This is a genomic window from Domibacillus sp. PGB-M46, from assembly GCF_022668875.1.
Lineage (GTDB): Bacteria > Bacillota > Bacilli > Bacillales > Domibacillaceae > Domibacillus.
The window spans coordinates 1-12714 of record NZ_JAKGCR010000007.1; the positions used below are offsets into that span (position 1 = coordinate 1).

Consider the following 12714-nt stretch of genomic DNA (forward strand, 5'->3'; position numbering starts at 1 on the left):
CCTTCTGTCCGCTCGACTTGCATGTATTAGGCACGCCGCCAGCGTTCGTCCTGAGCCAGGATCAAACTCTCCAAAAAAGTTTGACTTGCTCATTTGTTCCCATTAAAACACGGGGTGTTTTTAATGGAAGATAAAAATTCAAAACGTTGACGTTTTTATTGATTTTGTTCAGTTTTCAATGTTCAATGTTCAATGTTCAATTTAACTTAGCGTCGATGTATTAAAACTTCAAACAGCGACCTTTAAATAATACCATGACAAGCATCTTCCGTCAATCATTATTTTTTCAGCTGTTTTTTTGTTTGCCTATCAGCGACGCTAATTAATATAACATTGAGTCTATCCGCGAGTCAATTACTTTTTTAAAAAAGATCAATTATTTTTTCGCTTGATAATAACGATGAAATACACCTTGTCCTTTTGTTTGAACAGAAACGACTTGAACAAGCTGCCGGTCGATTAAATATTCTATTAATGTAACGAGATCAACTGCATAATGCATTACTTCCTCATGAGTCAGTAACTCGCTGATTGTCCACCATTCTTTTTCTTTCATTAAGGACAATAAATGCTCCGCTCCCCGTTCAGTCCGAGAGTGAATCAAAAATTCGCTCGCTAAAAACAGCAGCTCTAGTCTTTTTTGAAGATTTTCATCACTTGTTAAAAGTTCTTCATATAGTTTGTAAATCTCCGGTTCAATATGCCGCACTTGATTCCAGACAGTGAGTTCTGGATAAAAGCCATTTTCAATGACAGAAAGCCGCGCAAGATGGTGCAGAGAATGAAGTACGTGATTGTAGGCATCTAAAAAATGACCATCATTAAAAAATGCTTTTCCATCTGTATATCGCTTGATCAATTTAGCAAATTCAATAGTCATTTTTATTTTACGGCCGTAAAATGGAAAATCGCGCATTTCTGTTTTTAATTCCTGCACATATTCATTACGGTCAAATAAAATCCGGCCGTGATACAACCATTCAATGACTTTTCGATTTGAGCCTAGAAGAAGCCATTCTTTTAGTTGTGCTTCTGTTATGATATACATGGAGGCTGTTTCTTCGTTTCGATCTACATAATGTTTAATAAAAACGGGCTCGTCTGCTTCTTTCACGATAATCAGCAGGATAGAATCAAAGTTTTCGGTAAACGCCCGATTTTGTTCGTTTTTTTGCACGGCCAGCACCCCGAGCGTGTTTTGCTGACTTGTCCGCTCTTGATATAAAGGACGCAAAAGATCTTCCACTTCTTTTCCTCCAGACATTTGAATTTCGTTTTGATTAGTTTCGACATAAAATGTCGAATTCCTCCCTCAAGCAAACAGAGATTATATGGTATAGTGTTCTCTAGGGGGATGAGAAATGGCTAAAAAATATTCCAGCAAAATTAATAAGATTCGCACTTTTGCTTTGAGCCTGATCTTTATCGGATTCGTTGTCATGTACGGCGGGATTTTCTTTCGGGAAAATGCGCTTGTTATGACGCTTTTTATGCTGCTTGGCCTTCTATGTATTGTCGCCAGCACAGTTGTTTATTTTTGGATCGGCATGCTGTCGACCCGAGCAGTTCAAGTCGTCTGCCCAGCCTGCCAGAAGCCGACGAAAATGCTTGGGCGCGTTGATATGTGCATGCACTGCCGTGAACCTCTGACGCTAGACGCTTCTTTAGAAGGAAAGGAATTTGATGAAAAGTATAACCAAAAGAAACGCTTTGATTAATCAGCATACATAAAAACCTCCATCCCAAAAGGGTGTGGAGGTTTTTTAATGCAGATCTTTCTGGCTGCATTCTGCACACGTTCCGTACACTTCCATACGGTGGTGGCTAATCTTAAAGCCTGTTACATGCGCTGCCAGCTGCTCAACTTCATCTAATCCTGGATAATGAAAATCAACAATTTTGCCGCATTCTTCGCAAATCACATGATAATGCTCTGTCGTAACGAAATCAAAACGACTAGACGTATCACCATATGTCAGCTCTTTTACAAGACCTACTTCACGAAACACCCGCAAATTGTTATATACAGTAGCCACGCTCATATTTGGGAATTTTCCTTCAAGTGCTTTATAAATATCATCAGCCGTTGGATGTGTCATCGACTCAACGAGAAACTCAAGAATTGCGTGACGCTGAGGCGTAATGCGGACCCCTGTTTGCTTTAAGGTATCAAGCGCTGCCTTTAGCTGATCCTGAGATTCATGTACATGTGTATGTGACAAGGACAGACACCTCTTTTCTTTCTAAAAAGGATTATTACTTTATAATCTTTATAAACAGTGTACAGCCAAATGAGTCCCATTGTCAATGGTAAACAAAAACCGGCTTGTCGCCGGTTTAATAACCTTTTGTAACATCGATAACGTTCGCATACTCGCCGCCATCCATAAAACAGTGTAAATTATGCTCAAAGATCTCTATTGCCCGGGGAACGTATCTCTCCGTCACACTGGAAATATGTGGTGTAACTGTAATGCCTGGATGCCGCCAGAATGGATGGCCTTCTGGAAGCGGTTCTTTCACAAACACATCAAGATAAGCATGTGCAATTTCCTCATCATTAATGGCTGAAAGTAAAACCGTCTCTGAAACAAGATCACCGCGTCCAATATTGATAAACGCAGCTGTTTTTTTCATTGCTTCAAAATGCTCTGTCCCCAAAGCGTTCACCGTATCCGGCGTACTTGGCAGCACAGAGACAATAAAATCTGCTTCACGGACAGCTGATATCAATTCATCAATAGAGAAAACGCGGTCAAATCCCTCCGCTGTATGGCCGCTTTTATTAACCCCTGTCGTTGTCATGCCGAATGCTTTTGCAAGACGGGCGATTTCCTGGCCGATTGCGCCTGTCCCAAGAACAGTCACTTCTTTTCCGTAAAGTTCTCCAAGCGGAAGCTGCTTGTTCCACGTTTCCGTTTGTTCAAGCTTTCGCAGCTCGGCAAACCGCTTTACATGATTCAGCATAAACCCAATTGTAAATTCCGCCATTGGCGTTTTATGTATACCGCGCGCATTTGTGACTAAAATGTCTCGTTCTTTGATCGCCTGCAGCGGCATTTCCTCGATACCGGCTGATGCGACCATAATCCACTTTAATGACTTACATTCGTCAATATGTTCTTTCGTCAAGTCGCTGCCAAAGGTAACGAGAATTTCCGCTTCATGAAGCGGACGTGCTTCGTCGATGTGTTTATAAAATGAAAAGGTTTCATTTGGAAATTTAGTTTGAAGGTCCGCTTGAATCATTCTAGGCGGACGGAATGTAAAAACGATGTTCAACGCATACCCCTCCTTAGCTCAACTCTTTCACAGCCGCCAGTACTTCTTCTACATGCCCTTTCACACGCACTTTCCGCCATTCTTTCACAACCATGCCTTCTTTATTAACCAAGAAGGTAGAGCGTTCGATACCCATATATTCCTTGCCGAAATTTTTTTTAAGTGTCCAGACACCATATTTCTCTGCTGCTTCCTGCTTTTCATCTGCAAGCAGCGTAAAAGGCAGCTGGTGCTTCTCGATAAATTTTTGATGCCGCGCAGCCGGATCCGGACTCACACCGATCACGACCGTATTGGACTGGGCAAATAAACTGTTTTGATCCCGAAAATCACATGCTTCCGTTGTACACCCGGGTGTCATATCTTTCGGATAAAAATAAAGCACTACATTCTTCCCTGCTAAGCCGGCAAGGTCTACCATCCTGCCATCCTGGTCCGGTAGCACAAAAGCTGGAGCGGGCTTTCCTATTAAATTGGACATACTGTTTCCCCCTTTTTACTTTTAGCGTAGCGAATCCAATCGAAATTAGCAACCCGAAAGCGATGCATTGATTCCTTTCTTCAAGAGGTCTACAATAAAACAGGAAACCAAACCAGGAGGCTTGTCATAATGAATTTTTTAAAATCAGAAGCGCTTCATGAAGAAGCGCTCAAACATATTGTCGGCGGCGTAAATAGTCCGTCCCGCTCTTATAAAGCGGTAGGCGGAGGGGCGCCTGTTGCCATGAAACGCGGTGCCGGCGCCCGCTTTTGGGATGTAGATGAAAATGAATACATTGACTATTTAGCGGCCTATGGACCCATTATTACCGGACATGCCCATCCGCATATTACCGAAGCCATTACGAAAGCGGCACAAAACGGTGTTCTCTTTGGTACCCCGACCGAGCATGAAGTAACGTTTGCTAAGAAGCTGAAGAAGGCCATGCCGGCACTGGATAAGGTACGGTTTGTAAACAGCGGTACGGAAGCGGTTATGACGACGATTCGTGTGGCGCGTGCTTATACAAAACGCGATAAAATCATCAAATTTGCCGGGTGCTATCACGGCCACTCCGACCTTGTTCTTGTTGCAGCCGGCAGCGGACCGTCTACACTGGGCACGCCTGATTCTGCCGGTGTACCAAAAAGTATTGCTCAGGAAGTCATTACCGTTCCATTTAATGAAACCGAACCGTTAAAAGAAGCGCTTGAAAAATGGGGCGACAATGTAGCAGCCGTTATGATCGAGCCGATCGTCGGCAATTTCGGCATCGTTGAGCCGAAACCAGGCTTTTTAGAAGAAGTTAAACGGCTCACCCACAAGGCCGGCTCATTGCTTATTTTTGACGAAGTTATCTCTGCTTTCCGTTTTATGTATGGCGGCGCGCAGGATTTGCTCGGCGTTACACCGGATTTAACAGCACTTGGGAAAATTATCGGCGGCGGCCTGCCAATCGGCGCTTACGGCGGACGAGCTGATATTATGGAAGAAGTAGCTCCGCTTGGACCGGCTTATCAGGCAGGAACGATGGCTGGAAATCCAGCTTCCATGCTGTCTGGTATTGCGTGTCTGGAAGTGATTGAGCAGGAAGGCGTGTACGAGCAGCTGGACCGGCTTGGGGCGATGCTTGAAGCAGGACTTCTTCAGGCAGCAGCAAAGTCCAATGTCCCTATCACCATTAACCGTTTAAAAGGTGCTTTGACTGTTTACTTTACCGATCAGAAAGTCGTAAATTACGAGCAGGCAGAAGCAACAGATGGCGGGCAGTTCGCTAAGTTTTTCAAGGAAATGCTGCACCGCGGCATTAATCTTGCTCCGTCTAAATATGAAGCCTGGTTCCTGACGACAGCCCACACAGAAGAAGATATTCAAACGACGATAAAAGCGGCGGAAGAAGCCTTCGCTGCGCTGTCTTAAGCATAAGGAAACGCCTTCAATTTGAAGGCGTTTCTTTTTCATTTTTCTTTCACTTGCAATGCCTTCTTTTCCGTTGTATAGTACAGTTTGTTTCACTCGCAAAAATTTGCGGTAAATACGTATTTATACAATTCTTTAGGAAAGGAATTACTGACCCAATGAAGCTTGGTGCCCGCATATTCAAAACGGGAATTGCTATTGTACTGGCTCTTTATCTTGCACAGTGGCTTAACCTGCCGTCGCCGGTCTTAGCAGGAATTGCTGCGATATTTGCTATCCAGCCGAATATTTACAGGTCTTATTTAACCGTCATTGAACAAGTTCAAGCAAATATTATCGGAGCTGTTTTGGCCATCCTTTTTGTACTTGTTTTTGGCAACCATATTATTATTATCGGCATGGCTGTTATCATCTGCATTATTTTATTGCTTAAGTTTAAGCTTGAGAAATCTATTCCAATTGCCCTTGTAACAATCGTCGCTATTATGGAAGTGCAAAACGACCAATTCGTCCAGTTCTCTATGATTCGCATGTTTAATATTTCGATTGGTGTTTTATCTTCTTTTTTAGTGAACCTGATTTTTCTGCCGCCTCAATACGAAACAAAGCTGTTTTCATTAATTAATCAACTGAATGAAGACGTCTTGAAATGGATTCGTATTACGTCAAGGAACGCATCTGAGTCGTATCTCTTAAAAAAAGACATTGTTAGACAGCGCGAAAAATTAATTAAAATTGATAATATGTTCTTACTTTATAAAGAAGACCGGACACCACTGAAGAAAAATCTTCGGGCAAAGCAGCGGAAAATCGTTCTGTACCGGAAATTAATTTTAACAACAAGACGGAGTATGGATATCCTACAGCGGCTCAACCAGTATGAAAATGAACTTCACCACTTAAACCCTCAACTGCTGCGTACGATGCAGGATCATCTTGACTGTCTTGTCAGCTATCACGAGCACCTGCTTCTCCGGTTTGTCGGCAAAGCAAAAACTACGGAAACGTCAGAAGAACTGTTTGAACCATGCATGAACCGTGATGAATTTATGCACATGTTTACGGATCAAATTTACAAAGATAATCAGCATGAAATTACCTCTTCCATTCACCTTCTCCATATTGTCTCTTCCATTTTGGAGTATGGCGAAAAACTTGAGAATCTTGATCATCTGATGACAAGCTTTTATAAATACCATACAGATGATGAGGCACCGGAGTACGAAGAAGAATAAAAAAAGCAATGCCCGAACGGGGCATTGCTTTTTTTATTGGTTTAATTGCTGAACTTGGAACAGCTTCCAGTAACCGCCTTGTTTTTTCATTAGCTCATCATGCGAGCCGTCTTCGACCACTTCACCGTGTTCAATTAAAACAATGCGGTCTGCATGAGTAATCGTCGACAATCTATGCGCTACAATAAAGGTGGTTCTTGTTTTTGCCAGCGCTTCAATCGCTTCCTGAATTAAATGCTCGCTTTCCAGATCAAGAGCGGATGTTGCTTCATCTAAAATAAGCAGCGGCGGATTTTTTAGAAAAACGCGCGCGATTGCAACACGCTGCTTTTGGCCTCCAGACAGTTTTACACCACGTTCACCGACTTTTGTTTCATAGCCGTTTGGCAGTGCCATAATAAAATCATGCGCATTAGCTGCTTTAGCCGCTTCTACGACCTCTTCCTCCGTCGCATCGGGGCGTCCAAGCAAAATATTTTCCCGGACTGAGTCGCTGAACAAAATATTATCCTGCAGAACCATGCCGATCTTATCGCGAAGAGAGCGCACTTCAAAATCTCGAATATCTGTACCGTCGAGTAATATACGGCCGCCTGTTACATCATAAAAACGAGGAATCAGGCTGACAAGAGATGACTTGCCGCCGCCGCTCATGCCAACAAGGGCAATCGTTTCTCCTGCTTTTACATGGAGATCTATATCCCTTAAAACGAGCTCTTCTTTCTCGTCGTACCGAAAATCCACGTGTTCAAATAAAATATCACCTTTCACATTTCGGCATTCTAACGCACCTTTTTTATCCGTAATATCATACTTTTCATCGAGAAGCTCGAATACACGGTCCATTGACGCAATGGACTGTGTAAGCGTAGTGGATGAATTCACAAGGCGGCGCAGCGGATTGTATAAACGATCAATATAAGCAATAAAGGCCGCCATTGTCCCGACTGTTAAGTTTCCGTCAATCACCTGCAGGCCGGCATACCCAATGACTAAAAGCGGCGCGATATCAGTCAAAGTATTTACAACAGCAAACGCTTTGGCATTCCAGGCTGTTTGATCAAGCGCTTTTTGCAAAAAGTTTTGATTATGTTTTTGAAAACGCTCTTGCTCCACCGGCTCTATAGCAAAGCTTTTAATAACCGGCATTCCCTGCACACGCTCATGTAAATGACTTTGTACCTCTGCGAGCGCCTGTGAGCGGACACGTGTAAGACGGCGCAGATTTCCAAAGAAATACTTTACGCTTAGTCCGTAAAACGGGAACACAACAAGCGCTACCAGCGTTAACTTTACATCCATTGTCATCATAATAATAGCAGCAATCACGATGGTCGCTGCATCCAGCCAGACGTTCATCAAGCCGGTAATCACGAAGTTTTTTGTCTGCTCTACATCATTGATCACACGTGAAATCACTTCGCCTGCACGTGTGTTGGCATAGTATTTAAAGCTGAGCTTTTGAATATGCGCAAACAGCTGGTCACGGATATCGTATAATATTTTGCTCCCTGTCCACTGGGCAAAGTACTGCCGGTAATATTCCACCGGATAACGAACAATGATAAACAAAATGAGCATAAGTCCAATCACCAGGTAAAGCTGTTCCTTTTTATCGGCGGCACTCATCGAGCCGCCAATAATATCATCAATTACATATTTAATGAGGATAGGCAGCAGTAGCGGTATCCCAAATTTTAAAATACCGATGATTAGTGTGCCGGCAATCTGCCATTTATATGGTTTGACAAACTGCATATACCGTTTAATTACATCCATACTTAACCTCCCATCCACCACGAAAAAACCTGTTGAATACTCCAACAGGCATTTAACGGCATAGCTGAGAATATTTCCCGTACCAGCGTTCAATAAATCCGGGAGAAAAAGGGCCTTTTTTCTGCTCAATCAAATAAAGCAGATGGTCCATATTTCGCCGCAGGATTTTATCGATCACTCCCGGATAATTCATTTCACGGCTATGCTGTCGGTACTCATCTTCATCCAGCAGAATGTACGTCATATCGGGAAAAACCTTTACGTCAAGATCATAGTCAATATACTTGAGCGCTCCCTGGTCAAATACAAATGGTGAACTGATGTTGCAATAGAAGTGAATACCATCTGCACGCAGCATCCCAATCACATTAAACCATTTTCGTGTGTGAAAGTAACAAATCGCCGGCTCGCGGGTAACCCACGTACGTCCGTCTGATTCTGTTACAATCGTTCGATCATTTCCGCCGATTACAATATTTTCAGTTGCTTTTACGACAACTGTTTCTTCCCACACCCGATGAATGTGGCCATTGTGTTTGTAGCTGTGAATCTGAACCGATTCACCTTCTGCAGGAATCTCCATCGTTGTCCCCTACTTTCCAGCGTCACCTGCTTTTTTATTCCCTTTTTGTTCAAACGATAAAACGTTTCTTTTATATTATACCGATTAACAAGCCAAATGAAAACAAATGAAGCCCCGGCATCATTGCCGGGGCTCCATTTGTTTGGCTTTTTAGCCGTTTGTTGTGGAGTTTTTCTTACGTGCTGCAGATTTCGCGTTTTGTTGTTGTACTTCCTGCACATTTGTTTCAGAAGCAAACTCTTCTCCATACTGCTGACCTTGACCTTGAGCAGATGCAGCGTTTTGCTTTTTCACTACGTTTACGTCTGTGCCGGCTACTGTTTTATTACGCTTGTTTGGCATGTTCTTCACCCCTGCAGTTTTTTTGTGGCTTTGACCTTCTCCACGTTGATTATATTGGCCAAAAAGGGGGAGAGTTATGCACAAAAAATTAAACAAGAAGTGAGCGGCCGCCATCCACGATAATCGTTTGCCCGCGGATCATAAAAGCGCCTGGCGATGCTAAAAACAAGACGGTTTGCACAATATCATCCATTTCAACAATACGTCCGGCTGGTGTGTTTTCCCTGGCATCTGTCAAAATTTCATCACGGTTTGAAAAGTGCTTTAAAGCGTCCGTGTCAATCGCTCCACCCGATACCGCGTTTACCACAATATTCTTTGGCGCCAGTTCCACAGACAGATAACGGGTCAGCGCCTCCATCGCTGCTTTTGACACACCGACTGCTGTGTAGTTTTTCAAGTAGCGGATCGATCCGAGCGAGCTGATGCTGACAATGGAGCCGCCGCCGTTTTTTTCCATTAATGTTGCCGCTTCCTGCGCACAAAATAAAAGAGCTTTGCTGTTAATGTCCATCGTCCAGTCCCAATGCTTTTCTTCAAGCTCCATAATCGGGCGCTGCACACCGGAAGCAGCGTTGTTAATAAAAAGGTCTAATCGGCCGAATTCCTGCGCAATCGTTTCAAACATGGCTTTGATTTTTGCTGTATCTCCTACGTTTGCTTTAACAACCAAAGCCCGGCGCCCAAGCGATTCAATTTCTTTAGCGGTTTCTTCCGCCGCCGTTTTGCTGCGCGCGTAGTTTACAACAATGTCATATCCCTGCTTTGCAAGTGCAATGGCAATGGCTTTGCCAACGCCGCGGCTTGATCCTGTTACAAGAGCTGTTTTCATTGGTCCAGTCCTTTCACGTGCTTCCAAATTTTTTGATGAGAAACAGGAAACGCGTAAGTTTCTACCTCGCGGGCCGGCACAAAGGCCGTTCGGTCTTTTTGTACCTTTACATCAACTGTTCCTACATACACATCGATTTCCCACGTTAAATGGGTAAAAACATGGGTAATGTCTGTTACTTTTTCCGGATTGATCTGAACGGTCATTCCATATTCCGTTTCCATATAGGAAGCCAGTGCTCCGCGCGGATTGATTCCCACAGGCAGTTCCATATTCGGAAACTGCCATAATTTTGCTAGCAGACCGCTTTCCGGCCTTTTTTCAATTAGAACCGTTCCATCCGGCGCCTGCAGAACAAGAGCGCCCATCCGGACTTTTTTATCTGATTTCTTCCTTGTCTTTACGGGCAGTTCACGCTGAACTCCTTCCTCAAATGCCTGGCAATGATTTTGAACGGGGCATAATAAGCAGGATGGTGATGAAGGAGTGCAAATCATGGCGCCAAGCTCCATCAATGCTTGGTTAAAGGAAGAGGGATCTTCTTTATATATTAAGTGGCGAACGGCTTCTTCAAATACTTTGCGTGTCGACGGCTTAGCGATATCATCCCATATCGTTAAAATACGGGAAAGTACCCGCATGACATTTCCGTCTACTGCCGGTTCAGGAAGTCCATACGCAATGCTTAACACTGCACCGCCCGTGTAAGGCCCTACGCCTTTTAAGGATAAAAATTCATCCCTGTCAGACGGCACTGTACCGCCATAGCGCTCTGCCACTTCCTTAACGGCTGACTGCAAGTTGCGAACACGTGAGTAATACCCGAGCCCTTCCCATGCTTTCATCACAGCATCTTCGTCTGCCGATGCCAATGATTCAACGGTTGGGAATTGTTCCATAAACCGGTTAAAGTATGGAATAACGGTATCCACTCTTGTTTGCTGAAGCATAATTTCGGATACCCATATTTTATAAGGATCACGCTCGCGCCGCCATGGGAGATCGCGCTTTTCTGCTTCATACCAGCCGACTAAATCCTGTTGAAATTTCTTGGTGTTTATATTCTGTAATGCACTGTTTTCCGGCAAATTAACTGTCCCTCCGCTTTCTCCATGTTACAATAGACTAGAATTCGGGAATACCACTTACATGAGACTTTTTTAAAGGAGGCTGTCCTTATTGGATACTGGCACCCACATTGTCATGGGCTTTGCGCTCGGCGGCCTTGCCACGCTTGATCCGGTCGTTGCGGCAGATCCCGCTACAAAATATGCCGTTATGACAGCCGCTGTCATCGGTTCGCAGGCCCCTGATATTGATACCGTTTTGAAACTCCGCAACAATGCGGTTTATATCCGAAATCACCGGGGAGCTACTCATTCTATTCCAGCTGTTGTAATGTGGCCCCTTCTTATTACAGGTGCGTTGTTTCTGCTTTTTAGAGACGCTGACGTCTTCCATCTTTGGCTTTGGGCGCAAATCGCGGTTTTTCTCCACGTATTCGTTGATATCTTTAACGCATACGGTACCCAGGCGCTCCGTCCGTTTTCTTCAAGATGGGTAGCACTTGGTGTCATCAACACGTTTGATTCCTTTATTTTCACCATGCATGTGATCGGGCTCCTGCTCTGGTGGCTGGCCGGCTTTGATCCTGCCCCTACGTTTGTCATCGTGTATGCGGTTCTGTTTATTTACTACATCCTCCGCTTTCAAATGCAGGGAGCCGTACGCGAGTCCGTACGCCGCTTAATCCCGGACGCGGAAGAAATTATTATCGCACCAACCATGCGTTTTAATCAATGGCGGATTGCGGTTAAATCCCCGGAACACTTTTATGTAGCAAGAGGATACCGGCGTTCTGTCACGATTCTTGATAAATACAAACGTGTTCCTGTGCCGGATACCCCCTTGTTCCAAGCGGCTAAAAGGGATAAAAATCTGGATGCTTTTCTTCACTTTTCACCTGTTTACCGGTGGGAAATGGCTGAATACGATGACTGCTACGAAGTGAAGTTTATTGACCTCCGCTACCGCAGCAAAGAGTACTATCCATTTGTGGCGGTTGTAAAGCTCGATATGGATTACAACATTATCGGCTCTTATACAGGCTGGATTTTCAGCGAAGAAAAACTGCGAAAAAAACTTACCTTTGTCCCTGGAGATCAATGAGTCAGATCATTAGAGTCATCTAATAAATGCTTGTATCTTGGGTTGCGGGCAGCAAATTCATGCAGGTTCGCTCCATAGCTGTCAATAAGCTGGGTGACCATTTTCTCTGTCCGCTCTTTTCCCTGATACTCATAGCCTGCTTTGGCGTATGTAGCTTCAAAGTCTTCCCATAAAAGCTCTACCCATGTTCTCGCGCGGGCTACAGACAAGCGGCTGTTTTTTTGAAGCAGCCGCTTTGTTAATGCTTGAAATGTTTCTTCCATGCTGATTACACTCCTTTATTTAATAGTGAGATCGGGATACCTTCTTCTTTCCCGCCCCCGTTTAATCGATATCCCCAGGCAAAAACACCATTCATATACTCTACTTTAAAGTATTGACCTGGATCAGTCGTTAATTCATACATCTTGCCTGGCTTAAAATCATCCGGATTCATCAAATAAGCTTGCGCCATCGTGACTTTCCGGTCATATACCGCAAACTCATTTACAATACCGAGCTGCTCGGCTTTTCGTGCTTTTTCCCGAAGCCGGGCAATTTCCTGCTTTAGTTCTATTTCACTCATGTCACTGTATCGCTTTTCCTGCTCCAT

15 protein-coding genes and 1 rRNA gene are annotated in these 12714 nt (G+C 44.0%); 4 read left to right on the forward strand and 12 right to left on the reverse strand.

Going from position 1 to position 12714, the window contains the following annotated elements:
- Nucleotides 1-77 (reverse strand): 16S ribosomal RNA (locus tag L2D08_RS10700); the annotation flags it as partial.
- Between the two features lie 299 nt (nt 78-376).
- Nucleotides 377-1246, reverse strand: a complete 870-nt coding sequence (locus L2D08_RS10705) for a nucleotidyltransferase-like protein (protein WP_242233765.1) — start codon at nt 1244-1246, stop codon at nt 377-379.
- 115 nt (nt 1247-1361) lie between these two features.
- On the opposite strand from L2D08_RS10705, the gene L2D08_RS10710 reads away from it, so the two are divergent.
- Entirely contained in the window at nt 1362-1718 is a 357-nt protein-coding gene (locus L2D08_RS10710; protein WP_242233766.1) for a YgzB family protein, read from the forward strand.
- Between the two features lie 45 nt (nt 1719-1763).
- Here the strand turns inward: L2D08_RS10710 and perR are convergent, their stop codons facing one another.
- The 3 genes from perR to bcp all read right to left on the reverse strand — a co-directional run bounded on the left by perR (nt 1764) and on the right by bcp (nt 3763).
- Nucleotides 1764-2222 carry a peroxide-responsive transcriptional repressor PerR gene (gene perR / locus L2D08_RS10715; RefSeq protein ID WP_242233767.1) on the reverse strand — a complete coding sequence of 153 codons (459 nt, stop codon included), beginning with the start codon at nt 2220-2222 and terminating at the stop codon, nt 1764-1766.
- 115 nt (nt 2223-2337) lie between these two features.
- A complete protein-coding gene (locus L2D08_RS10720; protein WP_242233768.1) occupies nt 2338-3282 on the reverse strand; it encodes a D-2-hydroxyacid dehydrogenase in 945 nt (314 codons plus the stop codon).
- Nucleotides 3283-3295: 13 nt separating this feature from the next.
- Nucleotides 3296-3763, reverse strand: a complete 468-nt coding sequence (gene bcp / locus L2D08_RS10725; protein WP_242233769.1) for a thioredoxin-dependent thiol peroxidase — start codon at nt 3761-3763, stop codon at nt 3296-3298.
- 129 nt (nt 3764-3892) lie between these two features.
- On the opposite strand from bcp, the gene L2D08_RS10730 reads away from it, so the two are divergent.
- Together L2D08_RS10730 and L2D08_RS10735 are read left to right on the forward strand one after the other, a co-directional pair.
- Nucleotides 3893-5182 carry a glutamate-1-semialdehyde 2,1-aminomutase gene (locus L2D08_RS10730; RefSeq protein WP_242233770.1) on the forward strand — a complete coding sequence of 430 codons (1290 nt, stop codon included), beginning with the start codon at nt 3893-3895 and terminating at the stop codon, nt 5180-5182.
- 158 nt (nt 5183-5340) lie between these two features.
- Complete coding sequence (locus tag L2D08_RS10735) at nt 5341-6417, forward strand: aromatic acid exporter family protein (protein WP_242233771.1); 1077 nt, start codon at nt 5341-5343, stop codon at nt 6415-6417.
- 33 nt (nt 6418-6450) lie between these two features.
- Here L2D08_RS10735 and L2D08_RS10740 read toward each other — a convergent pair whose 3' ends face one another.
- The 5 genes from L2D08_RS10740 to mutY form a co-directional block, all read right to left on the reverse strand.
- Nucleotides 6451-8196: an ABC transporter ATP-binding protein gene (locus L2D08_RS10740; RefSeq protein ID WP_242233772.1), complete on the reverse strand. Its 1746-nt coding sequence runs from the start codon at nt 8194-8196 to the stop codon at nt 6451-6453.
- 52 nt (nt 8197-8248) lie between these two features.
- Entirely contained in the window at nt 8249-8779 is a 531-nt protein-coding gene (gene ntdP / locus L2D08_RS10745) for a nucleoside tri-diphosphate phosphatase (protein WP_242233773.1), read from the reverse strand.
- 150 nt (nt 8780-8929) lie between these two features.
- On the reverse strand, nt 8930-9121 hold the full coding sequence (locus tag L2D08_RS10750) for a gamma-type small acid-soluble spore protein (protein ID WP_242233774.1): 192 nt from the start codon (nt 9119-9121) through the stop codon (nt 8930-8932).
- 88 nt (nt 9122-9209) lie between these two features.
- The gene (gene fabL, locus L2D08_RS10755; RefSeq protein WP_242233775.1) at nt 9210-9953 is read right to left on the reverse strand and encodes an enoyl-[acyl-carrier-protein] reductase FabL; all 744 of its coding nucleotides are present in this window, start codon (nt 9951-9953) and stop codon (nt 9210-9212) included.
- A complete protein-coding gene (gene mutY, locus L2D08_RS10760) occupies nt 9950-11041 on the reverse strand; it encodes an A/G-specific adenine glycosylase (RefSeq protein WP_242233776.1) in 1092 nt (363 codons plus the stop codon). The genes fabL and mutY overlap by 4 nt, the downstream gene beginning before the upstream one ends.
- Nucleotides 11042-11132: 91 nt before the next feature.
- On the opposite strand from mutY, the gene L2D08_RS10765 reads away from it, so the two are divergent.
- A complete protein-coding gene (locus L2D08_RS10765) occupies nt 11133-12122 on the forward strand; it encodes a metal-dependent hydrolase (protein ID WP_242233777.1) in 990 nt (329 codons plus the stop codon).
- Here the strand turns inward: L2D08_RS10765 and L2D08_RS10770 are convergent.
- Nucleotides 12116-12385, reverse strand: a complete 270-nt coding sequence (locus L2D08_RS10770; protein WP_242233778.1) for a YfhJ family protein — start codon at nt 12383-12385, stop codon at nt 12116-12118. The two genes, L2D08_RS10765 and L2D08_RS10770, sit on opposite strands and share 7 nt — an antisense overlap.
- Nucleotides 12386-12390: 5 nt before the next feature.
- The gene (locus L2D08_RS10775; protein ID WP_242233779.1) at nt 12391-12714 is read right to left on the reverse strand and encodes a YfhH family protein; all 324 of its coding nucleotides are present in this window, start codon (nt 12712-12714) and stop codon (nt 12391-12393) included.